Consider the following 26,624-nt stretch of genomic DNA (forward strand, 5'->3'; position numbering starts at 1 on the left):
TTTAAGTTCTAAGGGGGACTAACCCCACATCTCCACACCGATTGTCGAATAACATTAGCATCGACAATCTTGCCGTTCAAGCGTGTCTGTAATTAATTGTGGTTAGTTAACATTTTCTTTTATGCAAAAAAAATAGCGTTAAAAAGTACGGTGTTTTGGGTGATTTTAGTAATTATGATGCTCGTGTTTGTTTAATAACAAAGAATGTGTAGAACATGTTCTTCTTTAAAAAAACAGATCTTAAATTGTTAGTTCATAGGGTTTAAAGCAGCGGGCATTATCGGGAAATTGTTAGCTAATCTCACGTTTATAAGGTCTTTAATAATACCGCCCTTAATTTGAATTGATAATATGATTATTGCCAAAGAATAAATAATTATTCACAAGTTTAATAGGACGCACAATGAAAAAAATAATCTTCCTAAGTATGTTAGCGTGCAGCTTGGGCATGGTTGGTTGTGGCTCGGATAGCGATGCCGAACCGCCGCTAGATACACCTGTAACGGATACTCCACCAAACGCCGATGAAATCAGCCCCGGTTGGAAGTATGTTGCAACACCTTACCAAAAATTCGAAAAGTACAATTTTTCTGGGGTGGTTTATGCTGGGTTAGGTCGTGTAACTGACAATGTGAACCTATGGGTATATGGTTTTGGGGACACACCACCTATAGATAAAAACAGCGATGGTTTTATTAATGTACATGATCTCCCTGAAGGGCTGCACAATACATTATGGGATGGAAGCGAAGCTGAGCAGTGGGAGATATCAACGGAAGATATTAAACGCGTACTGTTGATGAATCCAGATGGCATTGCCGCAGGTCCGGCACGACCTGATATATTCGCTGAAGGAGTATATTCTCATTTTGACTTGTTACGCTACTTAGTCGCTACTCGGGATGATCTTCAGTTTGACGAGGGAAGTATCGTCAGCTACGAGGATTCAGAGTTTAATACTTTTGAGTACAAATTGTCATGGGATTACAATAGGGATGGTGATTTCACTAATGACGGACGATTCAGCGGTTCGGATAACTGGCACTATAATATGCATGGGGATGTCGGACAGAGTAAAAATTTTGGTGGATTAACTAAAGGTCTATCTTCCAATATGAGAATGGATCATCATTGGCTAAGGCCGGGAGATATGGCTCGTTTTATAAACCTATCTGATACTTTCAGGGGCCGTTTGGAATGGACATGGAAGCAGGAACAAGATCGTCTGATTGCAAATGAAGGGAAGTTTATTATTCCTCAGGTTGTTTATCGAGAGTTGACTCCGCATGGTCTCGACCCATCAGCTACTATGATGGAGCACGTATTAGCAACTGATGTAGAAGTGAGACCGTTCAATATGCGCCCAGATATTTGGCAGAAAGACCAAATAAACGCAATTGATGTCTGGCTTACTCTCGCGGAGGATTTTGATTACGATTTTGGTTTACAATTCTGGCCAGTCTACCCAGATGGTACTCTTATCAACAGTTTTACTGTTTCACGGGATCCTTTTAATGGACAGCATTCTGGCTGGACTGGTGCTATGCCTGTAATGGGGGAGAGAGAGAGAGAGGATGATTTTGTTCCTGGCGGTCGTTTCTGGGGATCTGATCACATGTGTAACTTCGGGCTCGATGGAACTCCTGAGGGGGAAGGACGCTTAACAAACGAACAATGCCTAGATGAATTTTTCATTTGGAGTGGCTTTGGTGGTAACAAGGCTCCAACAATTTTCGGTAATATCGGTTTGGCGTATCCTCCAGAGTATGTAGGGTTATATGGATCTATGCCTGTAGCTGATCTTTTAGGGATTCTAGATATCGATCTCTTAAAAAATCCAGACTTGAAGACTAATGTATACGTCACAGAGAGCAAGTTAGAATTATCTGATATCCCTATGGGGTGGGATGGACAAGGTAAGACTAAAGGATTGCTAGCTATTAAACACGCTGCAACTAAGGGTGAGCGGATTGGTAATGCGTCTATTCTTGATGATAATCACTTTGGTTGGAAAATTGCTGATTGTACTCAGTGTCATAATGAAGATAAAAACCCGTTAGGTCATGGTGGACAGTCTTGGCCTGTAAACAGCGCAGAGGGTTTTGATTATGTTCAGCCTTACTATTGCGCAAGTTGCCATGGTAATAATGGTGCTCCTGAGCAACATGCCTATGGGTCTAGGTGTTTTAGTTGTCATAACCCTATGGGCGAAATGGTGCTAGATAATCACCATGACGCAGGTTTATCAAAAATAATTCAGCCAGAAGACCTCATTGCAAATAAACGCACGATTTATTTTCCACCGACTAGTCGAGTGCTTGATCGAGAGGACTATCCAGCAGTTAAGAGTGGTTATAATAATGATTACAGTCTAAGTCGTACTTTCCCTGATCCGTATTCATGTGTTACCTGTCACGATATGAACAAATAGTAAACAGGTGTATCGTGGCAACTCCTTCCGGGGTTGCCATTTCTATTGAGTTATTCGCGGCTCAATAATTTCAGACATATATAATAATTAAGACACCTAAGATGATGATTTATTGCAGTGTTTGGACAACTGTCAGGAGGGCTACGACATATTTGAAAGCAAACAATCATTTCAAAGTCATACTAAAAACAGCAATGCAAAGTATAAAACGATTTTAATGTATAAGTGTTTTAACTTTGAGCAATTCGAAAATTTCCCTACGAACTTTTCAGAAGATATTGACTCTCTTAGAGCATTCGTCCTTGATGATGGTTACTTGGCGTGTTGCTGTTCAGTCGCAGAAGATGATAGCGAAACATTCTACTTAGTCAGCAAATAGGAATTTGTTGGTTGCATACAAGTGATGTTTGCAAGCATACGGTCAAAGCTACAACGTTAGGTACGTTAACGTGTAACTCGTTAGTTTTTGATTTGGCAGGTACGTTGATTCACTTACAATAAGTGTTTGAAAAATGGTCTGACTTTGTTCGTAATACGTACAGAGTCTATAGGTATTTCATTTAAAAAGTTGACATAATTTTCAATTTTCACTATGGTCAACCGTAGTTAGCAATTGATATTTTTGATTTGAGATTCAATCTGTTAAGCACTGATAAATAACGGCTTACTTTTGTTTTGACGAAGTTTTTAGGGTTCAAATCCCTATCCCTCCGCCACATTCAAATAAAAAGGCCCGCTATTTATAGCGGGCCTTTTTATTGGGCGAAAGATAGGACTTTGAACCCCGGGTTCCTCTTTATTACAAGCAAGCTATCCCTCCTCAAAATCCAAGACCATATGCAAAATGCCAAATTGACAAACCTAAGGCTGCGCTGTCTAGCTTTAACAATACTGCTCGTGGCTAAGGGGGGCAAATCGCCTTTTGAATCAGGGAATCGCCTCTTTCTGACGGCGGCACGACCTGTTTGATTAACGGCTTCCGATACCCATTCGATAGGGATATTTTTGCGGAATGAGTCGATTGACTCAGGAAAATGAAATTCAGCAGTCGCTTGTAACTCAAGAGAAAATTCAGACATAAAAAAATCGGCCTCAGAAATAAATCTAAGACCGATTCATAGACAGGATCTTTAGCGATAAACCTATATTTTAGATAGAAAAAAGGCCTTATTTATGATCTGATAATTGTCGCCAAACAAATCAACATGAACAATAAATAAAGCCGATGACAATTATCACCTTAAAAAAGCAGTTTATGCAATTCTTCAATGTAGACATCCTTCAAAAAATGGCTAAGCGCACTGGGTTTATACAGCGAAATCGCGCTGTTCTTCCTGAACTACTGGTGCCGAGTTTGGTCTCTGCGTTGAGCAAAGGTAACTTCCATGCCATTGCTGACTTACATCGTCAGTTTAATGGTATGTGTCTGACAGAAAATGATAATGTGGCTTATAAGCCTTTTCATAACCAGCTCCGTAAAGCAGCCTTTCCTGATTTTATGAAGCAACTGGTTCAGTTGGCTATCGCCCAATTTGCGCGCCAACAATGCGCTTTACTCCCGAAGAGGTTGTCTTGCTTTGATGATATCTTGCTTCAGGACGGCAGTTCTTTTCATGTCCACAAGGCGTTAGCAGACGTGTACCCAAGCCGTTTTAAGCGAAATCCAGCTGCGATAGAGTGCCATATGACTATGTCATTGCGCACATTTAACCCGGTGGCAATGGCGATAAGTGCTGATACCGCTTCAGAAAGAACCTATCTCCCCAAGGCCTTTAGGATGAAAAACAAACTGCTTCTGGCTGATGCGTGTTCAAAAAATGGGTGGCATCGTTTTTTTCACAACTGCGCGGCAAAGACTTATAGGTGTAGTTATTCTACATAAAAAGTCGATAACGCAGTAAAAATGGCCAACAAACGCTGCCCGAAGGGTTCGGCTAAAAACGTTTTACTCTTTGTTGAATGACTCTTTGCAAATAAAGAGTTGCTTAGATGACTAGGCATCAATCCATTCGCCTCGATTAAAACGTTTTTAACTCGAACAAAATTCAACCAGCAAAGATCAACAGACCCTAGTTGAAGTTATTTTTTCTGGGCAGCTTTAATGCTTCATGCCATTTTTATCCTCTCCTACTAATATCAAATCTGGGTTTTCATTGTAATCAGGGTGTTGTTGCCAATTACTACTATCAATAATCCATGGCTGTAAACAGGCTCTGTTGGTAACGCAGGGATCAGTGAGTGCATCCATAAATTCGACGACCTTATTTGATTGTTCTACATTGATGTCTATTTCGGGTGCTGGCGAGTTAGATGTTGATTCATCAAAACTTTGGCGAAATAAGAAGCGTGTATTTTCAAACGCATAGGGATTCATGTTGTTGTATACCTGTTCGCAACTTTCACCGTATTTGTTCATTAGGTCGACGATCGAGGTCAGTTGACAGTAGTCAGCATTGTTTAACTCATTAAACTGCGAATCGGCATTAAGTATCGAGTTTATACCCAATAAGTCATTCATTGCCCCGCCAGGATTTCCGTATACATCCATCACTTGGGTTAATGTAGACAGGGCGCCGTTATGCATATACGGACCTGTGACGGCAATATTCAGTAATGGTGAGGTGCGAAAATGATATGCATCTCCCAAATAGCCACTGATATTTTGACGGCCAAAATCACTGCCGTTTACAAACTGGTTGCTGTTGCCATTCCCCGGGCCTACTTGACCTAGGCCTATGGCGTGGAATTCACCATCAGTAAAGGCATCTCCGGTATGGCATTGGCTACATGCGGCCCCGCCTTCATCTCCAGCGGTCATGAACAGTACAGCACCTACCTTTTGATTAAAGCTGAGAATGTTGATGTTGCTATTGGCTTCGCCACGCAGTGCGGCGACATACTCTTTCCACGGATTGTCAGCGAAGACCATTGACTCTTCAAAAGCGGCTAAGGCTTCTGCGATACGATCAAATGTGACTGTGTCATCGCCATACGCAGAAAGAAATAATGCCTGCCATTCTTTATGGCCTCCAAAGCGATCTGCTAACATATTACGGTAAGTTTGGTTACTGCCGCCTAAGGGTTCATCACCGCGCATTTCATTGTGGGTAATAGTCGGAAAGCGTGATTGAGCATTGGCCAGCGATGCACCAATTGGAATATTGTTATCTGCGCTAATGAAATTGGCTGAGTCAGGAGTAATGATCCCTGCATCTGTGCCACGAGCATTAGGCGTGTTACTGACACTTTCAATTCTACCATCCCAAAATAAACCGCGATCCAGCAAGCCGATATTGAATATGGTAGGCGCATTGCGACCGATAACTGGATAACCCTCAAGTTCAGCGGCATCACTGCCATTAAAGTATCTGCCTGAACCGAGTAGATTAGGTGCAAAATCGTGAAACACATTTACAGCATCGTAGCCTACAGGCCATGAAAGGCTATCACCGCCGCCGAGCGCAGGATGATGACAAGAGGCGCAAGCGGTATCGTACTCACCACTTAAGCGTTTGCTATAAAACAGCGCTTTACCTAATTGAGCTTTAGCATCATTAATATTGGGTAGCTTTCTACCCGTTGTAGCATCACCGGTTAGGCCTTGTTCGGTGATCAATAATTGTGCATGTACATCCACAGGGGCAATATTACCTTCAGGGCTACCTAAGCCGTCATCGCTGATAATGGCATCGCCTTGTTGGATATCAATCTCAGCGAGTTGTGAGTCATCGGTGCCTGAACGGACTAATCTGACTAACATGGTATCGCTGCGACCTTTAAACCAATTTAACCCTGTCTTGAAATTGATAAACCATGAGTCTTGTGAAAACTCAATCATAGGGGATGAGCTCCAGGTGTAATCGACTGTGGTAGAAGGGAAGATAGTTAAGTTAATAGCCGGGGAGGCAGTACTAAAATCAACCAGTGAAAACAGCTCTTTATTATTAGGTAAGCGCCAATCGTTATGGTCTGCCAGTTGAGCATTTTGAGCGTATTCAAGCGCCATACCCCAATCCATAGCTTCAGCTGTGCCACTATCACATAACATGCCATCAAGGCCTGCTACACATTGTGCCCACGTTAAGCCTGTGGCTAAGTCAGTGACGGTACCGTCATCATGTATTTTGTAGCGTTCATCTGGTGATTGCTTAATACTGTTTTGAGTGTCAATTGGGTCAATAACACGTACTAAGCGCAATGCTGCTGGTTGGTAACGTTGAATGTTTTTATTGTTGCCGAAGACAAATTGAAATGCCCAAGCGTAAAATGCATTATGCTCGCCACGATAGGGGACTGAACTCCAATAGAACTCGCTGACGGTATTGGGAAACTAATTACGGTCAATTTTAGAGGCCAAACTGCCATTGTTGGCAAGTGTCGCACCGAAATGGGCGATTGACATCAAATGATGGTTATTGGGTACCCGCCAATCGCTGTAACCACAAAGGTTGGCTTCATTGGAACTTGTAATCAAAATGTTCCAGTCATCATAGTAGTCACCTTGTCGGTCAATGCTGTCTCGTGCAAGTGCGGTTAACCCTCCCCAGCGGTAAGTTTTATTGGCATCATGAATACCGCCGTCTTGAGTTTTAACTTCCCACATTAAACCCGTGCGATTATCACGAACACAAGACCAAGGCGCGGTTTGATAGTTACCGCTACCTACGTATTCACTACCATCGGCATTGATACGTGTAAAGTCAAAACCGCTTTTTGCTGAGTTAGCACTGCGGCCTTGATCACAGTCTTGGACAATAGGGGTATTATTGCTTGTTGTGAGTGTGGTGCTGCAATCACTGCCATTGCGGTTGTAATCTGCACCAAAGGTGATCCCTGTATCGTTAAGGGCGGCCATTCCCAGATTAAAGCTTGCTGGTGGGGTTGAGGTGCCGTCGTTATCGTCATCGTCAGAGTCATCATTATCATCCCCTGGATCATCTGCACCCGAGCCATCGTTATTATCGCCAGATATTTCACTAATGTCAGTTTCGTTTTGATTGTTATCGGTGTTCTCGCTACTGCCACAACCTAATAACATTAGACTGAATAAAATGGCGCAAAGTATACGAAGCGAGTTATTTGTTTTTAGTTTGTTTATCACAGTGCTTCCTTTATAAATGATTCATACAGGGATACCTTAATCTAACGAAGATGAGCAGAAGATGAGCTGATGAAATCAATTAAAAATGCGGTGATAAAGGCAACGCCATAACGGATTGATACCGCTGCTTGAAACTGCAGTTATGCTAATGATTTATAAGATAGTAGTGTAGATTATGTGCCGGATTTGAAAGATTTATGATTTCATTGACGGTATTTTAGGTTCATATGTAACTGCTGACCGTAAAGCTCGGCGGTCAGTTCAAACGATAAAGCTTGCGCAGCTTTATGAGCGATAGATAAACCTAGCCCCACATGCTTGTTATCGGTTCTCGCTTTGTCTTTGCGCCAAAGCCGGTCAAACATGACTAACAGATCATTTTGATGAAGATTTGGGGCGTCATTCACCACACGGATGAGCGTATCTTGTTTTTCGCTGTCGATGCTGACGTCACTGCCTTCGGGAGCGTAAGCCACTGCATTACTGATTAAATTAGCAATAATAACACGCAACAAACGCGGGTCGCTCTGTGTGTAATGCGCTTTTGAGATCAGTTGGATAATATTGAGATTGCGCTGCTTGATCTGAGAGGTTTGCAGCGACAGGCACTCTTCAACGATTGTGGTCATGTTGACTTGTACCATTAAGGTTTCAGCGCCGGAATTTTCAATCCGTGCTAACGACAGTAAGCTGTCTATGGTTTGTTGTAATTGCATAGCGGATTGTGCGATGTAGCCAAAGTCATCAGCGGATGCTTGTTCTGGCCATTTTAAGGCTACCTCGCTAGTGGCACGCATGGCTGCAAGTGGGGTACGTAATTCATGGGCCATGTCGTTATTAAATTGACGTTCTCGTGCAAAGCTTTGCTCTAACCGCTCCAGCAGTTGATTCAGTCTATTCACCAATGGGTTGATTTCACTTGGCACACCTTTTTCATTTAACCGATTATGCAATGAGCCAGCTTCTACACTTGCAACTTGTTCAGATAAGTTTTGTATTGGGACTAATGCTTTTCGAATGGCAAACACCAGCATGACCGATAACAGACTACAGAAAAATAATCCGCCACCAATTAACTGTATTGCATAGATTGTGAGTTGTTGATTCATCTCTTCTAGGCTGATGGCAACCGATACGTCCACGGGGGGCCGTCTTGGGCTACCTTGTAGCGTAAATGAGTAAACTCTAATGTCCTCGCCAGTACTTAATTGGCTGTCATATTCAAGCTCGCCTGAAATGTTTGGCTGTGTCTGCTTTTTTGTTAGTTTGTATAAGTTAGGTGCTGGTAGCTTTTTTTCACCAAGGCTGATGGATTTACGCAGAATTTGACCTTGTTTATTCCAAGACTGCAAGTAGTAACCACTATTCAACTCATCAAGCTTTAAATTGGTAGTAGAGGCAAAATTTTGATCTAACCTCGCCGGTGTACCCAATCGTGCGACGTGTATTTTAAGGGAGAGCTTCATGATGCGTGCAAGTTCATTTAACTCTGTATTCAGGCTTGCATTCAGTCTGTGCTGCTCAGAAAGGTAAAGTGTTGAACACGCTAATATCGCAATGATCACAAAGCTAGGAACTAACCAAAGTAGTAGCTTGGCGCGAATACTTGTCATGGTTTTTGGGCACTTATCACATACCCCATGCCTCGTCGAGTATGAATAAGTGCTGAGCTGGTTGGCGAAACGCTAATTGCTTTGCGTAAGGCACAGATAGCCGTGTCGACCACATTACTGGTTGGTGAGACTTGTTCGTCGTAAATGTGTTGTTCAATTTGGGAGCGTGAGATAACTTTGTCTGTGTTGAGCATTAAATACTCCAACAAGGAGAAGAGCTGAGATGGCAAAGGTATAGACTGCTGCGCCCTCGTAACAATTTTTGCGGAGCGGTCTAACACTAAGTCGGCGACCACTAACTTGGGTGAACGGTTTTGGTATTTTCGTCGAGCTAAGGCCTCGACTCGAGCAATGAGCTCTTCAATTGCAAAGGATTTAACTAAGTAATCATCAGCGCCCAAGCGCAAGCCAGCGACACGATCTTCAATTGAATCTTTAGCTGTAAGGAATAACACTGGTGATTCATTATTGGCTTCACGCAGTTGTGTCAAAACTTCTCGCCCATCCATACTCGGCAACATAATATCGAGAATAATGACATCATAGTCGTTTTCAAGTGCCATCCACAGGCCTTCTTTACCATCACCTGTAGCATCAACGGCAAATCCTGACGCTTTCAAGGCTCTCATCACCGGTCGGCGTAATGCTTCTGAGTCTTCGACCAATAATAATTTCATCTCACTTTCTCTTATATATGATAAACGACACGAGCAAGTTCAATCGCAAGAGTATCAACGGGCTATCGCTTTTGCTCAATTGAGCTGACTAAAATCAGCATATTAAAGGTAATATGATTAGAATGTAAACATGATGAAATTTATCAGAAGAACCTGATGTGATAGCCTCGGACAATGGCATCGATGTGCCATCATTAAAGTGTTTACAAACAATCAGATATCATCATGATCATTTTGTTTAATTCTTATTTGCAGCTCAGATTCAATCGTCAAAAAAACCTTTAACGTTTTCTTTGTACTACAACTACTTTTTTTACCGGTTGGACAACCACCACTTTTTTAACAGGAACATGATGAATCACTTTATGCCCTGGAGGTGTATGTACAACTGTGGTGCATCCAGAAGTGACAATGATAATGCTAGCTAAAAAAAGCATGTTTAAAAAAAGTTTTAGCGGTTGAATAGACTGATGGTAAAAGACTTTCTCGTTCAACATTGTTGATTCCTTATATGTTTAGAATATTCAAAATATGGCTTAGTTAGCTCAGTGACATTATTCTAAGGGATTGAACATGAGCAGAACATGAACGCAATACCTGGGTTGGATTTATACCCAAACAACCTGAAGATGCTCGATTTCAGCAAGAATTTACACGCGTTCAGGCAAGGCATTGATTGCGGGTAATGGTCGTTCCCTTTCCAAAATCAGCTAAATTAACAAAAGCCGCAGCATAAACGCGTGTAAAACTTGCCCTTTGGGAGTTTCACCGTGTTCCCCGGATTATTAAATCAAGAGCGTTGTTGCGCTAATTTATAAGGTACCTACATTACTGAATTAACGCGCCTAGTATTGAAAACACGGTGAAGCTCTGAAACACGTATCTTCAAGTTGATTGGGTATAATCGCTTCAATTTATTGCATTTGGGTTGCTATTAGCGAGGACTTAATCGGGCTGATTGAGCTTTAGTAGGGCGTCAATGTGCAAGCTCACGGTATCAAGTATTAATCCTTCCCAATGAGCGTTATCGATTTCTTCAGCGATAGCGTGGTGCATTAGCCCCATATATCCATGCACAATTGACCATACCTGTAGGGTCGTATTGCGTTTTTGCTCAAAGCTTGCGGCTTTGGGTAATATCGTTTCGATGATCTTAGTGGTTTGCAAAAATGCTTGTACGCTAGACTGCTTGGCTTCATCAGAAGGGCAGTAATCAGCGACGCTTTCGCCAAAAATAAGTAGGTAGTGCCCGCGATATTTTACCGCTGTTTTTATATAGCCTTGGGTAGCTAGCATAATGCTTTCTTTCGGGTTTTCACTGTTGATAGGTACATCAACCGCATGTTGAAAGCGAGTAAATCCCTCGATGTAAAGGGCATCTAAAATACCTTGCTTACCGTTGAAATGACTATAAATCCCAATCGTTGACAAGTTCGACTCTCGGGCAATTGCTCTGACGCTTAACGCCGAAATTCCGCCTTTTAAAAACAGTTTTGATGCCGCGAGTAATATTTTTTCTTTAGTATTTTTCATGCACAAATCAACCACACAATGTTGAGTCATCATAACGTTAATTTAGCGAGATTAATATTATTTCTTGACAAAGTATAACGCTGTTATATTTTATTTATAACGCTGTTATATTGAGCGTTACGTGAAGCGAAAAAATAAAACTAAATACATAAAATGGTATGGCTTAACAATTGGCGGGGACAAAATGGACGTTCAAGTATTAGAAACTGATTACTTAGTGATTGGCAGTGGGGCAATGGGGATGGCGTTTGTCGACACTCTGCTTGCTGAAACAGATGCCAATATTATTATGGTTGATTTACACGCAAAGCCGGGAGGACATTGGAATAACGCTTATCCGTTTGTCACCTTGCATCAACCGTCTAAATTTTATGGCGTTGGCTCTAAAGAACTCAGCAAAGGACGAATAGATAAAATAGGTTTTAATGCAGGTTTGAATGAACTTGCCACTGGCGCCGAAGTTAGCGCCTACTTTGATGAGGTTATGAGGCTGCACTTTCTTGGCTCTGGTCGGGTAAAGTATTATCCCATGTGCAAATATACTGGCGATAACAGTTTTGTTTCTATGACCAGTGGCCAAATCTTTAATGTTAAAGTTAACAAACGGTTAGTTGATGCGACTTATTTAAAAACCTCGGTACCTTCAACACATACGCCTAATTTCTCAATTGCAGATGGCGTTAACTTTATTGCGTTAAATCAATTACCAACAATAACCAACCCGCCTGAACAATACGTGGTGATAGGCGGCGGAAAAACGGGAATAGATGCCTGTTTATGGTTGCTTGAAAATCAGGTTAATCCGGATGATATTTGTTGGATAATGCCGCGTGATGCCTGGCTGATGGATCGTCGAAACACTCAGCCTACGGCTGAATTTTTCAGTGACACTATTGGCGCACAAGCTGATCAAATGGAAGCATTGGCCAATGCAGAATCTGTTGATGATCTGTTTAATAAACTTGAAGATAAAGGCGTGTTAGTGCGTCTAGATAAAACCGTTAAGCCTGAAATGTACCACGGCGCGACGATTTCTCAGCAAGAGCTTAGCCAATTACGACGCATTAAGCAGGTGCTGCGTAAAGGGCGCGTTACCCATTTAGACAACACCGTGATAACACTTGAGCAGGGCAGTTATCACACGCCAGAAAACACCTTATTTATTGATTGCTCGGCCAGTGCCTTAGGTGAGCTTGCACCGTTACCCGTGTTTAGCGATGACAAAATAACCTTGCAGACCATACGTATTATTCAACCCGTTTTTAGTGCCTCACTCATTGCCCATATTGAAGCGACATATCAGAACGATCAGCAAAAAAATGCTCTAAGCCAAATCGTACCATTACCGAACAAAGCAACCGATTGGTTAACGGTAAATGCCGCATTTATGCGAAACCAGTATATTTGGTCGCAAGACAAGGCGTTACAAAAATGGTTGTATTGCAGCCGACTGGATGGCTTTAGCCAATTAGTGGTTGATGCCCCAAAAGATGATATTGAAAAACAAGCAATATTACTGCGTTTACGCTCGAATGCGCCTAAGGCGATGGAGAACTTAATGCGGCTAATTGCCACCTTAAATATGCCTAAAAAGGAGGCCGCTCATGCATGAGTTTCAAGTGAATAAACACGATTTTACAAAAACAAGGTTAGTAGAAAATAATGATTTAACGACTGACACAGCCTTATCTGACAATGAAGTTATTGTGCGCGTCGACAGTTTTGCACTCACCGCAAATAATATTACCTATGCAGTATTAGGTGAAAAACTTGGCTATTGGCAGTTTTTCCCCGCTTCAGATAATGCTGATAATACTTGGGGGATTATTCCGGTGTGGGGGTTTGCGACGGTGATGTCATCACGCAGTAATGATATTGCAGTGGGGGAAAAACTATTTGGTTATTTTCCGCCGACATCACTGGTTAAAATGACGGCAACCCAAGTGTCATCACAGCGCTTTTTTGATGGCAGTGCTCATCGCGCTGCATTGCCGCCTGGTTATAATGTCTATCGCAGGGTATTAGCAGAACCTGGTTATAACGAAAATCATGACAAGCAACGCATGTTATTGTTTCCACTTTATATTACTTCATTTTGTTTATGGGATTACTTACAAAGTCAGCACTGGTTTGACGCTGAGCAGGTCGTTATTATTAGTGCATCGAGCAAAACCAGTATTGGCCTTGCTTATGGTATTGATGACAGTGAGTCTGCGCCCAACTTAATTGGCATGACAAGCGCACGTAATAGCGAATTTGTTAACAAGCTTGGTGTATACAAACAAGTGCTTAATTATGGCGATATCTCCGAGCTTAACCCCACATTAAAAACCGTGATTGTTGATATGGCGGGAAATGCTGAACAATTAAAAGCAATAGAACAGCATATGGGCAAAAATTTAACTTATTGCTTGCAGGTTGGACTAACGCATTGGGATGCGGCTTCGTTCACCTCGCCATTTACCCATACCGACAGCGAAATGTTTTTTGCGCCAGGGCATATTCAAAAGCGCATTACTCAATGGGGTGCAAAAGAGTTTGAGCGCCAATCCATGAGTTTTATGGCAAAAAGTATGCAGCGCAGTGCCAGTTGGTTAGCGTTCACCACGATAGATGGCATTGAACAAATGATAGGGGTTTACGCTGATGTTTGTAACGGGGTTTTAGCTCCAGAAAAAGGTATCATTGTTAAGCCTTAGTTGTTAAGCCTTAGTTGTGAACACTTACCTAGTGGAAACCTAATGGGTCACTTCACTAGTTACTTTTGAGTATTAGGGCGTGTTTATAAACAAAGATAAACATGCCATAAATATCGAGATAAAATAGTAGAGTTATTTATTATTGCGACTCAATATCGTTCACAAAGAACGCTTTAACTACCTTGCTTTAATTGCAGGTAAAGATGCTAAGGCTAAAACATTATAACCAATATACACTCGCGTTAGCTTAAAAATACGCCTTACTATTACGCTTGTTGGTATGTGATAGCTAAGGCTTTTTTGTGAGGGTAGATCCTGTTTGGCAATCGTTATCATTTGAAATAACAAATCAATGCATAATCGCAGTGTTAATGACTTTGATTGGCCGTTATTGAGGTTGTTTGAGGTGTAATGGTATTGGTTAACGGTGTTATTTGGTTTTCTTGATTGGGTATACTTAATTGATACATTTTTTTATGGGTATCACGATTAGCTTCTCGCACTCATACCCTCATACCCTTAGCCCACAGTGGTATCTCAATATTTACTTAATACATTAGTGCCCCTATATGGCTTGTGTTTATTGGCGATTATTGAGATCGCTATATAAGCTTTTAATGGCATTTCTTAACCAGGATATTTTAGGGTTTTGATTATTACGTTTATGCCAAATGAGGGTGAAGGGTATCATCAGTTTTGCTTGTAATGCGCTGTCGACAGGGATGGGTAAACACACTAAGTCGGGGTGCACTTTTTGGCAGTAATGTTGGCAATATTGCGGCGCTGTTGTGATCATTTCGTGGCCGGGTTGAGCGGTCATAAATAACGATTGCTCAAAGGTGGCCATGGTGAGTTCAATATTGCGTTTTAGGCCCATTTCAATTAACACTTCATCTAATGCCCAGGTGTCACATTTTTCCCAGGTGATATTGATTTGCGGGTACTTTACAAAGGTCGAAATATTCCACTCTTCTTGTAATGCAGGGTGATCTTTATGCAGATAAACCACCGGAAGATCGGTAAATAACACTTCATAATTAATAAAGTAGGGCAGCAGTTCAATTGACTCTTTTGATCTAGGGTGACTTTCGCGTCCAGTAAAGCCAATATCAACTTCGCCCCGAATAATGGCTTCAATGGAGTCGTAATCCCAGTTATGCACTTTGACTTTAGCATCAGGGTATTTGTGGTAAATCTGTTGGCTTAGCTGATTAAACATGGTCAGTAAGAGCGGCGATTCCATCGCAAGGTTAAAGCGAATACCATTGGGGATTTCATCACCGCGTTTTGCTAATAGTTGACTGCTTAACTGCAGCCAATCGGCTAACTCTTGCTCCATGCTAATGGCCAGTGAGGTTGGGCTAAATCCATGGGGCGTTTTAACAAACAGCGGGTCGTCAAACCACTCTCTTAATTTGCTCAGTGATTTGCTCACCGTTGAGGGCGTCACATTGAGCTTTTTGGCTGCTTTAGACACGCTCAATTCCTGCAACAATAACTGCAAAGTAATAAGCAGGTTGAGATCAAGGCGTGCTAACGATTTCTTCATGGGTGTCACTCTGCAGTGGTGAAGGGATTAATAATATTAAAACCATGCTAATAACACCACCAATAAGCAAGATTAATATCAGCATATTCAATGCACTTACTCCTAACAAACCCAGCAACCAAATAAATAATGCTGAACAGCAAACCTGAACCACACCCAGTATTGAACTGGCCACGCCGGCCCTAAAGCGGTAAGGGTTTAATGCTTGGCTCATCACTACACCAAAGCCAATAGAAAAACTGGCACAAATAAGACTAAATCCGAATAAGCTCAGCAATTGATAGCTCGGCGCTAATTGCGTTACCCCAAGTATGATTGCAGCAGTGACAAATAGTCCTTGAGAGACAATCATTAAGCTGCGCTGGTGGAAAAAAGACAACGCAAATGGCATTGCAAACGAGGTTAACATACTCACCAGTGCGGTTAAGGCCATGGTAGTTGAGTATTCGCCGCGGCTAAAGCCCATGGTATTCATGATCAACATTGGCGATGTATTTACAAACGTCAGAATTGCGGTCACTGCTATGGCACTGATGAGTAATCTGCTTAAGAAAAATCGTTCATAAAAGGATTCTGTCGTGGCTATTTGTGCATCTGTTGTCGGCTCCGAACTGTGTGAGTGTTCAGCCAATGGTATTAGCGTTTTATTGTGAGTTTCTTGTAATACAAACACAGATAACAAACACACTAATACTCCCATCCCCGCCATGGTGGTAAACAAGCTTGACCAGGGATAGCGAAGCATAATCAAGTGGCCTATCACGGGGGCAATGACCGGCATAATACAGGTAATGCCATTGACCATGGATAACACCTTTGCCCGCAGCTCGTCGTCTAATGTATCGCGTAAAATAGCAAAGGCGACCACGTAACAACACCCTGCGCCAATGCCTTGAATAAAACGGACTATCAAAAAGGCTTGGCTGTTATCGACTATACTTCCCATGGCTGAGGCGAGGGTAAAAATAATCGCCCCAGCAATGGCGATAGGTTTTCTGCCAATTTTATCTGCTAATTTACCGGCAAACACCATGGTCGTCGCCATGCCAGCTAAATACACTGAAAAGGCAATATGCAGTTGTGATTCACTCGCGCCTAAGTCTTTGGCTATTTGAGGCAAGCCGACTAGATAGAGATCGATTGCCGTTGGATAGAGCAGAACGAGCGCAAAGCTACAGAGTATAAATCGGGTCATCATATCCACACTTATTAGTTAACCCGAACTCAGGTTAGTTAGCTAAGGATAAGTTGAAAGCATGTGATGCACGAGTTGCCATTTTGACAACAGGTATTTCTATTTACGACATGGGCATGTTAAGTCTTTGCTTAACCATAGTGAGCTAAAAGAGCGTTGTACTCGTACTGAGCGTGCTGAAGTATGCCGCGTTTATATTGGCAGCATGAAATGGTTGAAATTTTTGAGTGAATGTTTCGGTCTTTACTGGATAAGATTTTAGTCTTTATTGAACATTTGTTACATTACGGTACCAAGCATTGAGATGGAACTCTTACGGTTACATTGCGAGCAAAAAGTGAATTAACTTACTGCGATCATTTAACGGTCAAATAAATATTTTACTTACGCATTAGTTATTTAGCTTAATGTGTATCGCGCAAGAATACCTAACAAACTTAATCACATATAAGGTGTTAATCATGAGAATAATAAGCCGCCTGTACTTTGGCTTTGCAAGTTTACTGGTCATTATGGTTGGTATTACCTTGTTTGGTTTATTTAAAATCAGTGTTGCAGACAGCAATTTAACCCAATTGTCTGAGCAAACAGCAGTGGAGCAGCGCCAAGCGATTAACTTCAGAGGCAGTGTGCATGATCGCGCCATTTCTATTCGAGATGCTGTGCTAGTCAACAATGCTTCAATGTCGCAACAACATCAAAATGATATTAATCGACTTAAACAGTTTTACCTCACCGCGGCCGAAACACTTAATACTATGTATGCCAGCGTGCAGCACAGCAATGAAGAGTTAAGTTTGCTGCAAGCGATTAAAGACATTGAAGTGACCACACTAGCGGCTACTGAAACCTTGTTACAGATGGTGAATTCGAGCCAAAATGATGCTGCAACAGAACACTTATTAGTGACCGTTTCGCCGTTATATAGCGAGTGGCTAAAAAGAATTAATCAGCTTATTGATTATCAAGAAACACAAATTCAGCAACAAGTGTCTGCTGCGCGTGAGCAAACCACTAGTTTTCAGTCGGTGATGTTAGTCGTGACAGCTATAGCATTATTGATTGGCAGTGGCGTTGCGTTGACTTCAGTTAAACGCTTAAGAAATATTATTGGCGGTGAGCCAGAATATGCAGCTGATGTCATCCAACAAATTGCTCGAGGCGATCTTACGGTAAAGTTTTCTGTTGATTCTTCTCACAGTATATTAAGTGCGGTGCAGGATTTAACTGTGAATTTGACTGAAATTACGCAAAACTCGATGCTTACCGCTAACAAATTGCTTGCAGCATCTAAAGCACTGTATCAAACGGCACAACAAAACGAGCACCTTATTAACAACCAAAAGCTCGCAACAGATAATGGCGCCGCTGCCATTAACCAAATGTCGAGTACGGTTAATGAAGTGGCTAACCATACCAATGACGCCGCTTTGCTGTCGCAAACAGCAACCAACGAGTTTAACGCTGGCCAGCTTGAGGTCACTCAAACACAAAACGACATTGATGCACTTGCTGCTAAAGTCAGTGAGGCAGCCGGTATTATTCATTTATTGTCGAAAGACAGCAAAGAAATCGGCACCGTATTAGATGTTATTCAAGGCATTGCAGAGCAAACTAACTTATTGGCCTTAAATGCTGCTATTGAAGCCGCGCGTGCGGGCGAACAAGGCCGTGGCTTTGCCGTGGTTGCAGATGAAGTGCGTAACCTTGCCCAGCGTACCCAGGAGTCAACTCAACAAATTCAAGCGGTGATTGAAAGCATGAGCACCAGCTCAGCCAAGGCTGTTACCGTGATGAATGAGGGGCAAGACCAAGCTAATAGCAGTGTTGGGCAAGCTAAACGTGCCGGTGAGTCTTTAACGGCCATCAATCTGTCGGTGTCTAAAATCAGTGATATGAATACCCAAATTGCGACAGCCGCAGAGCAACAATCTGTGGTTGCAGCAGACATTAACGAAAACTTTATTCAAATCACTAATGCCGCCTTATTAGCACAACAAGAGGCGAGTAAAATTACTGCAGCAAGTTATCAACTGGAAGCTTTAGCGCAGAGTTTAGAGTTAAACGTAAAACAGTTTAAGACGGAATAAACGATAACGCTGGCAAATTACCGATGCAATTTGCCAGCGTTAATATTACGACTCGCCTAGCGCTATTTTATTTCAGGCCATTTTACCAAAAGCCAAGTACTTTCCACCAAAGTCCGCCAACCACACCCCAAATGGTTAAGTTCACTACGCTCATAATAAAGCCCATTATCCACCAATGTTCCATTGATACGTAACCCGAGCCAAAAATAATGGGTGAGGTGCCGGTTGCATAATGGGTTAATGACATCATTAATGACGATGCCCCAGCGAGCAGTAAACCAAGGTATAAAGGTGGGGCACCTAATGCGATACCTGCAGCAAAGAAGGCGGCAAACATGGCGGTAATGTGTGCGGTTGTGCTAGCAAAGAAATAGTGTGCATAAAAGTAAACCACCACCAATATAATCACTGAAATCATCCAGCCCACGCCAAGTTGAGCGATATTGCTTTCAACCACGCCAGAAAACCAAGTCACTAATCCCAATTTATTGAGAAATGTCGCCATCATGACTAAAGCAGAAAACCACACAACAGTATCCCAGGCGGCTTTTTCTTTAAGTACATCCTCCCAGTTCAATACGCCACTGAGTAATAAAATCGATAGCCCTAAAAATACTACAGCGGTAGTGTCAACAGCAAAGGCTTCGCCAAATATCATGGCGGGAACACCTGCCCACAATACCAATAATAAACCAAACACACTGACCATGATTTTTTCAGCAAAAGTCATCGGCCCCATGTCGGCTAATTTATCTTTAGCATATACGCGGGCGTCTGGGGTTCGTTTAATTTCCGGAGGGTATACCGCATAAATAATTAACGGCATTAGCGCAATACACAGTAAACCAGGTAACAATGCTGCCAGTGCCCAGGTGCCCCACGTAATACTAATATCTGCACCTGTCGCATCGGCAATTAATTTTACTATTAATGGGTTAGGGGCTGTGGCGGTAATAAACATCGCCGAAGTAATGGGGTTAGTGTGGTAATTCACTAAGGCAAGGTAATGTCCAATTTTTCTGGATGTACCGTCTTCTGGTGACGAGCCAAAGCTGGTGGCTATTGATTTCATTATCGGGTGGATAATTCCGCCGCCTCGCGCAGTATTACTGGGTGTGACGGGGGCGATGACGAGTTCTGATAGTGCTAATGCATAGCCAATACCAATGGTTTTTCGGCCAAATAGAGAAATAAAGTAATAACCAATTCGGTTTCCAAGACCGGTTTTAGCTAATCCGCGCGAGATAATAATCGCAATACCGATTAACCAAATTAATGAGTTAGAAAAACCGCTCAATGCATCTTTAATTGCGTCTGAAGGTTTGTCATTGGTTACGCCAGTCAACGCGACTAAAGTAATGGCTAATACCGCGATTGCACCAATAGGCATTGCTTTACCAATAATGGCGACAACAGTACCAACAAATAGCGCAAGCAAATGCCATGCATTGGCAGATACACCTTGCGGTGGCTCGACGATAAACCAAAGAAAAAGAATTATCAAAATTGAAATTATGCCAGGAATAACGCGAATATCAGTACTTTTCATTGCCGCATCCTTAGGGTGGGAAATACACCGTGAACATGAAGATATCTGTGATTTGGGGTGAGCAACTCTGTTGATTAAATTAATGCCATAACTTGATACTAAGTCTTTGTGGTAACTAATTTTGTGAACGAATTCTCATTGTGGTTAAACATCATAATTAGTTGAAAAATAATCGTGATGGCTTAAGTGCGGAACAGGAAAATAAGCGTTTTATGCCAGTGATGCCAGCTGAATAATTGGGCTCAATATGATCTGACGCATCTGAGTATGATGTTAATGGGGCGAACTTAATAAACTGAATTAACAGCATTAACATGAATAGATACAAACGTGCTGATTATTCATTATTTATGCATATTTTCTGCACATTTCATTGTTAAGCTTTGTCTTATGTTTACACTATGAGATATCACATGAAAAGTCCACATTTACGATTACTGAGCATTGCGATTTCCTGCGCCTTATTATTGAATTTACCTGGTTGTGGTGGTTCTGAAGACACTGACACCGCTAGCGAGAGTACAGCTGATACTGTGACAGACACAGACACTGATTCAGGAACAGAAGATGTAGGCAGTGGCATTTTACATACTGCGTATTACGAATTTGATCAAGATAACGTTAACGTGGTACTCAGCGGCACTAAGGTGGTGATTGAAACCAACGGATTACCCAACCACACCTCCCCGTATTGGTCAGCTAGCAATGAGTTACATGTAGAACCCACCGTGACTTCTTACGCCAAAATGGCTCCAGGCTATATCGATGACTTTGTGGGCACTTATACGTTAACCGTCAATAACACACCATCTAAAGCCAGCACAACTTCAGCAACGGGGCTTGGTGCAATTGGTATTGCAGTGAGTGGCGCAGTTATTTATAACGATGAAGAAGGCCCTGGTATTCCACTTGATGACGCCGCTGGCAGCCTCGACTTTAACGGCGCGCACACTGGGCCGCAAAGTTATCATTATCACTTGGAACCCATTTCATTTTCAGACGATGATTCGAATTTAATTGGTGTGATTGCCGATGGTTTCTTTTTATATGGTCGTAAATGTAACTCCACAGGGACTTACCCAACAGACTTAGATGAGTCGGGCGGGCATACGTCGATTACCCAATTTGCTCAAGATGCTGAATATCATTATCACATTCAAAATGAGCTGTATTTAGGCTCGTATTACATTTTATTCCCAGGTAATTATCAAGGTTCAGCCAGTGCGATCCGTTAAGCCTTTACTGGTTATTTTGGGTTCAATCCTGTTAGCGGGTCTGAGTTATGGCCATTTTTTTACGGTAACAACTGAGCCAATAGCAAGTCAGCACATCAGCATTTCGCATACAACTGGACTAAGGATGTACCAAAAAAAACCTTTTACAGGTGATGCCGTGACTTTTTATCCCAATGGGCAGATAGCAAAGTTAGCTCATTTTGAACAAGGTCTACGAGACGGTTTTTTGCGGCAATGGTTTGAAAACGGCACGTTAGCGTTCGACTCTCATTATGTCGCGGGTGTGCTAGAGGGTATAACCCAAAGCTGGTGGAGCAATGGCAATATGCGTTCTGAGTCGGTTTATCGGCAAGGTAAGGTTAATGGCACGTCGTTGCAATGGTATGCCACTGGCGAGCTGTTTAAAAAGATGCACTATGTGGATGGGATTGAGGTTGGGCTGCAACAAGCCTGGCGTCGAAACGGCAAACTTTTTAGCAATTATGAATATATTAACGGGCGAGTGTTTGGCCTTAAACGTTCAAATATGTGTGTAGGATTAGAAGATGAAGAAGTGGTTAAATCTGATTAATGCGTTAATGGCGATGGTAGCTGTTCAGTTTGTGGCGATGCCGTTGATGGCTCAGCCCAGTGGCGAACCCGCGTTGGCCGAGTTACCTTATTATGGCAGTGCCGAGTTTACTCCGCATTGGTTTAAGTCTGACAGCCCTGAGCTGGCTGATTTTCATCAGGTACCTGCATTTAGCTTTATGGATCAGCAAGGTGAAATCGTCACGCAAGATACGGTAAAAGATAAAATCTATGTGGCGAGCTTTTTCTTTACCCGCTGCCCAGGTATTTGTCCTCGAATGAAATCGCAGTTGTCTAAAGTGCAAAGTGAGTTTATGGATGATGACGACATTATGATTGTGTCTCATTCTATTCAACCAGGTAATGATACGATTGAAGTGTTGCAACAATATGCTCAAAAAAATCATATTAATGCCGCTAAATGGCTGTTAGTTACCGGCGATCGTGAACAGATTTACTCACTTGCCAAAAAGGCCTATTTTGCCAATGAAGATTTAGGCGAATATGTCAGTAAGGAAGATTTTTTACACACTGAAAATTTAGTGCTGGTGGATAAAAATAGACATATTAGAGGTATTTATAATGGTTTAAATAATACCTCTGTTGCTGACTTAATTACCGATATAAAACGTTTAATGAGCGAGTAATCGTTATCTTATTAAGCCGTTTGGGTCTGTCAGAATGAGTACCAAAACGGCTTAAGTAACTTGATGGCCGACCTAAACGTTGTCATGAGCACTCGATTTAACTCCGTCCACCTATTTTTAACCAGTACTCATCACTGGGCCATGTCGAAATCAAACCCTTTTCGTGATTATCTGATCTGCCACATTATTTATTAAACACATTTAGTCATTTATCGCATTGGTCACGTAGCCAATATGCATTTATTGAATTAAGCATTCTCACCAGTAATCATAGTATTTTATGCTATCGCAGATGTTTTCTGTGTAATCAAAACTACATTGTTGTTATTTACACGATATATTCTATCGATAGGCTTAACTTGAGTGTATGCTCTAGGCTGATTATGCTATTTATTTTTATAGTGTGGAGCTCTGTTTGTGGTTGCGTGAGAGTATTTACGCAGAGCAAATATTGATATTTTATTGTCATCGTGATCTAAGGTTTTGTGGTTATTTAAGGTTTTCTCTATGTGGATACAAAGAAGCATTACGCTAACACCTAAAAAACGCGGTTTTCACCTTATTACCGATGAGGTGCTGAAGCTCATGCCCCAACTGCGTGAAATTGAGGTCGGCTTATTGCATGTATTTATTCAGCACACTTCAGCCTCTTTAACCATTAACGAAAATGCAGACCCGACAGTACGCGGTGATATGGAACGCCATTTCAATGTACTTGCACCAGAAGGGGCGCCTTACTTTAAGCACACATTTGAAGGCGCGGATGACATGCCAGCGCACATAAAATCAACCTTAATTGGTGTCAGCCAAACCATACCGATTACTCATGGACGCTTGAACTTAGGTACTTGGCAGGGATTATATTTGTGTGAGCATCGCGATAATGCGTCCTCAAGAACAATAATTGTTACAGTTCAAGGCGAATAGTATATCCAATTGAATCATTACACAGATAACGGGCAAATGAGATAACATCATTGCCTGTTTTGTATGCATTCCTCATGTTCAGTTATGACTTTGCTTGTGTAAGTTAATGTAAAGATGCTAAATTCAGGCGTCTTAATAAGACAATTATTATTTGTGGGTTTATGGGACTATTTTGCCATTAACCGCATCTGAGTGTTTGTTATATAAAACGGCCCTAAAGCTTTTAAAAGAATAACGCATAAAATAGGTGGGTTAACGTGATATCTGTATATTTGGTTGACGATCATGAACTCGTGAGAACGGGGATACGTCGTATTCTAGAAGACGAACGCGGTATTAAAGTGGTTGGCGAAGCTCCCGACGGCGAAACAGCAGTTCAGTGGTCTCGACAGAATGAAGCTGATGTTATTTTGATGGACATGAACATGCCTGGTATGGGCGGCTTAGAAGCGACTCGTAAAATTTTGCGTTATCAGCCTGAGGCTCGGATTATTGTATTAACGGTACAAACGGAAGATCCGTTTCCAACTAAGGTTATGCAAGCTGGCGCCTCGGGTTACTTAACCAAAGGTTCAACCTCGCCAGAGGTGCTTAAAGCCATTACTCAAGTTGCTCGTGGGCAGCGTTATTTGTCGCCAGAAATCGCCCAACAAATGGCTCTCAGCCAGTTTAACCACTCTGATGAAAATCCATTTAGCAGCCTTTCAGAACGTGAACTACAGATTATGTTGATGATCACCAATGGTGAAAAGGTCAATGATATTTCTGAAAAGCTTAACTTAAGTCCTAAAACTGTTAACAGTTATCGTTATCGCTTATTTGCTAAATTAGGCATTGGTGGTGATGTTGAGTTGACCCGTTTAGCTATTCGTTACAAAATGCTCGACACAGGTTCATTTTAGTTGGGAATATCCCGCGTAACGCATTAAGTAGCTTTAATCATGCCTAGTGGTTTTAATGCCAAATCTTTCTTAAAAACGGTTACCAGCGCACCTGGCGTATATCGAATGTACGATATACGCCAACAAGTGATTTATGTTGGTAAAGCTAAAGATCTCAAAAAACGCCTCAGCTCTTACTTTCGCAGCAATATTCCCAGTGTAAAAACGCAAGCATTAGTGTCGCATATTGATCATATCGATGTGACGGTGACGCATAGCGAAACCGATGCGTTGTTGCTCGAAAACGATTACATCAAACAGTACATGCCAAAATACAATGTGCTGCTGCGTGATGATAAGTCCTATCCGTATATTTTACTGAGCGGCCATAAACACCCAAGACTTGCCTATCATCGTGGCCCTAAGCGCGAAAAAGGCCATTATTTTGGACCTTATCCTAATGGCGGCGCGGTGCGCGAAAGTTTGCACTTAATGCAAAAGCTATTTCCTATTCGCCAATGTGATGACTTGTACTACAAGTCGCGCTCACGGCCTTGCTTACAATATCAACTCGATCGTTGTAGCGCCCCTTGTGTAGGCATTGTGAGCGATGAAGAGTACGGCGAGCAAGTTAAGTTAGCTGGATTGTTTTTGCGTGGAAAAGACCAACAGGTGATCTCACAGTTGGTGGCTAAAATGGAAGTCGCTGCGGTTGATATGGAGTATGAACAAGCAGCACAATATCGCGATCAAATCACGGCATTAAGGCGTGTTGCTGAGCAACAAGAAGTGTCTAATCATAAAGGCGATATGGATGTAATCGGGGTGGATTATGCCTCTGGGATTGCCTGTTTTCATTTACTGTTTATTCGCGACGGTAAAATCTTTGGCAGCCGCAGCTATTATCCTTCGGTACCAGCCGAAACCGATATAGAAGAAGTGTTATCGTCTTTCTTAGGCCAATTTTACTTAAACGCAGATATTCAACGTACCATTCCTAAAGAAGTGATACTTAGTCATGATTTTGAGGGAATTAAAGAGCTTGAGGCATCAATTGAACATGCTCTGGATAAAAAGTTTGAATTAAAAACTCAAGTTAGAGGTGAAAGGGCCAATTTTTTACGTTTAGCGATGACAAATGCCAGTAATGCCGTTGCTACTCGACTATCGCATAAAAATACTGTTGAGCAGCGCTTCCAGCTATTAGAAGAGGCCTTAGAGCTTAACGAGTCGATTAAACGCATGGAATGTTTTGATATTAGCCACACTATGGGTGAGAGCACGGTAGCATCTTGCGTAGTCTTTAATCGCGAAGGTCCGCATAAAGCAGATTATCGTCGTTACAATATAACCGGGATTACCGGCGGTGATGACTATGCCGCAATGGAACAGGCGCTTAGCCGCCGTTTTGATAAAATCGATAATAACGGCAAAATACCTGACTTAGTGTTTATTGATGGGGGGATTGGCCAACTCAGAGTGGCGCAAACCATTGTCGATGAAAAGTGCGTTAAGATTGATAACCCTCCTCTGTTAATATGTGTCACTAAAGGCGAGGGGCGAAAAGCAGGTTTAGAAACCTTTACTGTGGGCGGCAGTGAACAAACTTTTGAGATCCCAAGTGACTCACCCGCATTTCACCTTATTTTGCACATACGTGATGAATCTCACCGCTTTGCGATTACCGGGCATCGAAACAAACGTCAAAAAACACGTAACACTTCAACACTCGAATCTATCCCAGGCGTTGGCCCTAAAAGACGTAAAGCATTGTTGCAACATCTTGGTGGTCTTCAAGAAGTCAAAGGTGCGAGTGTGGCTGAATTAATAAAAGTTCCCGGAATTAGCTTAGAAATGGCACAAACAATCCATGATGCATTGCGAGGGGGCTAAAATTAAGGCAAGATTGGCGCTGCTTCTGACAAAT

Annotated in this window: 19 protein-coding genes and 1 pseudogene; 11 read left to right on the forward strand and 9 right to left on the reverse strand. The window is 42.1% G+C overall.

Annotated elements, in window-relative coordinates:
• The first annotated feature begins 403 nt into the window (after window positions 1-403).
• Together AC19MV_RS00410 and AC19MV_RS00415 are read left to right on the forward strand one after the other, a co-directional pair.
• Window positions 404-2,431, forward strand: a complete 2,028-nt coding sequence (locus AC19MV_RS00410) for a hypothetical protein (RefSeq protein WP_498305185.1) — start codon at window positions 404-406, stop codon at window positions 2,429-2,431.
• Window positions 2,432-3,656: 1,225 nt separating this feature from the next.
• A pseudogene (locus AC19MV_RS00415) lies at window positions 3,657-4,238 on the forward strand (transposase); the annotation flags it as partial.
• Between the two features lie 291 nt (window positions 4,239-4,529).
• On the opposite strand, the gene AC19MV_RS00420 reads toward AC19MV_RS00415, so the two are convergent.
• The 6 genes from AC19MV_RS00420 to AC19MV_RS00445 all read right to left on the reverse strand — a co-directional run bounded on the left by AC19MV_RS00420 (window position 4,530) and on the right by AC19MV_RS00445 (window position 11,355).
• Window positions 4,530-6,629, reverse strand: a complete 2,100-nt coding sequence (locus AC19MV_RS00420; protein WP_498305187.1) for a cytochrome c peroxidase — start codon at window positions 6,627-6,629, stop codon at window positions 4,530-4,532.
• Between the two features lie 132 nt (window positions 6,630-6,761).
• Window positions 6,762-7,532: an Lcl domain-containing protein gene (locus AC19MV_RS00425; protein ID WP_498305188.1), complete on the reverse strand. Its 771-nt coding sequence runs from the start codon at window positions 7,530-7,532 to the stop codon at window positions 6,762-6,764.
• A 203-nt stretch (window positions 7,533-7,735) separates the two neighbouring features.
• Window positions 7,736-9,145 carry a sensor histidine kinase gene (locus AC19MV_RS00430; protein WP_498305189.1) on the reverse strand — a complete coding sequence of 470 codons (1,410 nt, stop codon included), beginning with the start codon at window positions 9,143-9,145 and terminating at the stop codon, window positions 7,736-7,738.
• Window positions 9,142-9,822, reverse strand: coding sequence for a response regulator transcription factor (locus tag AC19MV_RS00435; protein ID WP_498305190.1), 681 nt, complete (start codon window positions 9,820-9,822; stop codon window positions 9,142-9,144). The genes AC19MV_RS00430 and AC19MV_RS00435 overlap by 4 nt, the downstream gene beginning before the upstream one ends.
• Window positions 9,823-10,103: 281 nt before the next feature.
• The gene (locus tag AC19MV_RS00440) at window positions 10,104-10,319 is read right to left on the reverse strand and encodes a hypothetical protein (RefSeq protein ID WP_498305191.1); all 216 of its coding nucleotides are present in this window, start codon (window positions 10,317-10,319) and stop codon (window positions 10,104-10,106) included.
• A gap of 448 nt (window positions 10,320-10,767) precedes the next feature.
• Window positions 10,768-11,355: a TetR/AcrR family transcriptional regulator gene (locus tag AC19MV_RS00445; RefSeq protein WP_498305192.1), complete on the reverse strand. Its 588-nt coding sequence runs from the start codon at window positions 11,353-11,355 to the stop codon at window positions 10,768-10,770.
• A gap of 184 nt (window positions 11,356-11,539) precedes the next feature.
• Here AC19MV_RS00445 and AC19MV_RS00450 point away from each other — a divergent pair, with 184 nt between their 5' ends.
• Window positions 11,540-12,967 carry an NAD(P)/FAD-dependent oxidoreductase gene (locus tag AC19MV_RS00450; RefSeq protein ID WP_498305193.1) on the forward strand — a complete coding sequence of 476 codons (1,428 nt, stop codon included), beginning with the start codon at window positions 11,540-11,542 and terminating at the stop codon, window positions 12,965-12,967.
• A complete protein-coding gene (locus AC19MV_RS00455; RefSeq protein WP_498305195.1) occupies window positions 12,960-14,054 on the forward strand; it encodes a DUF2855 family protein in 1,095 nt (364 codons plus the stop codon). The genes AC19MV_RS00450 and AC19MV_RS00455 overlap by 8 nt, the downstream gene beginning before the upstream one ends.
• A 580-nt stretch (window positions 14,055-14,634) precedes the next feature.
• On the opposite strand, the gene yidZ is transcribed toward AC19MV_RS00455, so the two are convergent.
• The gene (gene yidZ / locus AC19MV_RS00460) at window positions 14,635-15,603 is read right to left on the reverse strand and encodes an HTH-type transcriptional regulator YidZ (protein WP_498305196.1); all 969 of its coding nucleotides are present in this window, start codon (window positions 15,601-15,603) and stop codon (window positions 14,635-14,637) included.
• On the reverse strand, window positions 15,578-16,801 hold the full coding sequence (locus AC19MV_RS00465) for an MFS transporter (protein WP_498305197.1): 1,224 nt from the start codon (window positions 16,799-16,801) through the stop codon (window positions 15,578-15,580). The genes yidZ and AC19MV_RS00465 overlap by 26 nt, the downstream gene beginning before the upstream one ends.
• Window positions 16,802-17,259: 458 nt before the next feature.
• Between AC19MV_RS00465 and AC19MV_RS00470 the strand changes: the two genes are divergently transcribed.
• Window positions 17,260-18,888, forward strand: a complete 1,629-nt coding sequence (locus AC19MV_RS00470; protein WP_498305199.1) for a methyl-accepting chemotaxis protein — start codon at window positions 17,260-17,262, stop codon at window positions 18,886-18,888.
• A gap of 82 nt (window positions 18,889-18,970) precedes the next feature.
• Here AC19MV_RS00470 and AC19MV_RS00475 read toward each other — a convergent pair whose 3' ends face one another.
• On the reverse strand, window positions 18,971-20,437 hold the full coding sequence (locus AC19MV_RS00475; protein ID WP_498305200.1) for a DASS family sodium-coupled anion symporter: 1,467 nt from the start codon (window positions 20,435-20,437) through the stop codon (window positions 18,971-18,973).
• A 413-nt stretch (window positions 20,438-20,850) separates the two neighbouring features.
• Here AC19MV_RS00475 and AC19MV_RS00480 point away from each other — a divergent pair, with 413 nt between their 5' ends.
• From AC19MV_RS00480 to uvrC, 6 genes are all read left to right on the forward strand, one after another.
• Complete coding sequence (locus AC19MV_RS00480) at window positions 20,851-21,672, forward strand: YHYH protein (protein ID WP_498305202.1); 822 nt, start codon at window positions 20,851-20,853, stop codon at window positions 21,670-21,672.
• A 124-nt stretch (window positions 21,673-21,796) separates the two neighbouring features.
• A complete protein-coding gene (locus tag AC19MV_RS00485) occupies window positions 21,797-22,243 on the forward strand; it encodes a toxin-antitoxin system YwqK family antitoxin (protein WP_498305203.1) in 447 nt (148 codons plus the stop codon).
• The gene (locus tag AC19MV_RS00490) at window positions 22,218-22,889 is read left to right on the forward strand and encodes an SCO family protein (RefSeq protein WP_432405481.1); all 672 of its coding nucleotides are present in this window, start codon (window positions 22,218-22,220) and stop codon (window positions 22,887-22,889) included. The genes AC19MV_RS00485 and AC19MV_RS00490 overlap by 26 nt, the downstream gene beginning before the upstream one ends.
• 507 nt (window positions 22,890-23,396) lie before the next feature.
• Window positions 23,397-23,816: a secondary thiamine-phosphate synthase enzyme YjbQ gene (locus AC19MV_RS00495; RefSeq protein ID WP_498299653.1), complete on the forward strand. Its 420-nt coding sequence runs from the start codon at window positions 23,397-23,399 to the stop codon at window positions 23,814-23,816.
• Between the two features lie 257 nt (window positions 23,817-24,073).
• Complete coding sequence (gene uvrY, locus AC19MV_RS00500) at window positions 24,074-24,718, forward strand: UvrY/SirA/GacA family response regulator transcription factor (protein WP_160053391.1); 645 nt, start codon at window positions 24,074-24,076, stop codon at window positions 24,716-24,718.
• 39 nt (window positions 24,719-24,757) lie between these two features.
• Window positions 24,758-26,590 carry an excinuclease ABC subunit UvrC gene (gene uvrC, locus AC19MV_RS00505; RefSeq protein WP_498299652.1) on the forward strand — a complete coding sequence of 611 codons (1,833 nt, stop codon included), beginning with the start codon at window positions 24,758-24,760 and terminating at the stop codon, window positions 26,588-26,590.
• Window positions 26,591-26,624: the final 34 nt, after the last annotated feature.

The organism is Shewanella sp. MF05913 (assembly GCF_059758095.1).

What these genes read in the sequence shown, in the direction of transcription:
- AC19MV_RS00410 (WP_498305185.1), top strand. Translation starts at nt 404, where the DNA reads ATGAAAAAAATAATCTTCCTAAGTATGTTAGCGTGCAGCTTGGGCATG.
- AC19MV_RS00430 (WP_498305189.1), bottom strand. Translation starts at nt 9,145, where the DNA reads ATGACAAGTATTCGCGCCAAGCTACTACTTTGGTTAGTTCCTAGCTTT.
- AC19MV_RS00435 (WP_498305190.1), bottom strand. Translation starts at nt 9,822, where the DNA reads ATGAAATTATTATTGGTCGAAGACTCAGAAGCATTACGCCGACCGGTG.
- AC19MV_RS00440 (WP_498305191.1), bottom strand. Translation starts at nt 10,319, where the DNA reads ATGTTGAACGAGAAAGTCTTTTACCATCAGTCTATTCAACCGCTAAAA.
- AC19MV_RS00445 (WP_498305192.1), bottom strand. Translation starts at nt 11,355, where the DNA reads ATGAAAAATACTAAAGAAAAAATATTACTCGCGGCATCAAAACTGTTT.
- AC19MV_RS00450 (WP_498305193.1), top strand. Translation starts at nt 11,540, where the DNA reads ATGGACGTTCAAGTATTAGAAACTGATTACTTAGTGATTGGCAGTGGG.
- AC19MV_RS00455 (WP_498305195.1), top strand. Translation starts at nt 12,960, where the DNA reads ATGCATGAGTTTCAAGTGAATAAACACGATTTTACAAAAACAAGGTTA.
- yidZ (WP_498305196.1), bottom strand. Translation starts at nt 15,603, where the DNA reads ATGAAGAAATCGTTAGCACGCCTTGATCTCAACCTGCTTATTACTTTG.
- AC19MV_RS00465 (WP_498305197.1), bottom strand. Translation starts at nt 16,801, where the DNA reads ATGATGACCCGATTTATACTCTGTAGCTTTGCGCTCGTTCTGCTCTAT.
- AC19MV_RS00470 (WP_498305199.1), top strand. Translation starts at nt 17,260, where the DNA reads ATGAGAATAATAAGCCGCCTGTACTTTGGCTTTGCAAGTTTACTGGTC.
- AC19MV_RS00475 (WP_498305200.1), bottom strand. Translation starts at nt 20,437, where the DNA reads ATGAAAAGTACTGATATTCGCGTTATTCCTGGCATAATTTCAATTTTG.
- AC19MV_RS00480 (WP_498305202.1), top strand. Translation starts at nt 20,851, where the DNA reads ATGAAAAGTCCACATTTACGATTACTGAGCATTGCGATTTCCTGCGCC.
- AC19MV_RS00485 (WP_498305203.1), top strand. Translation starts at nt 21,797, where the DNA reads ATGTACCAAAAAAAACCTTTTACAGGTGATGCCGTGACTTTTTATCCC.
- AC19MV_RS00490 (WP_432405481.1), top strand. Translation starts at nt 22,218, where the DNA reads ATGAAGAAGTGGTTAAATCTGATTAATGCGTTAATGGCGATGGTAGCT.
- AC19MV_RS00495 (WP_498299653.1), top strand. Translation starts at nt 23,397, where the DNA reads ATGTGGATACAAAGAAGCATTACGCTAACACCTAAAAAACGCGGTTTT.
- uvrC (WP_498299652.1), top strand. Translation starts at nt 24,758, where the DNA reads ATGCCTAGTGGTTTTAATGCCAAATCTTTCTTAAAAACGGTTACCAGC.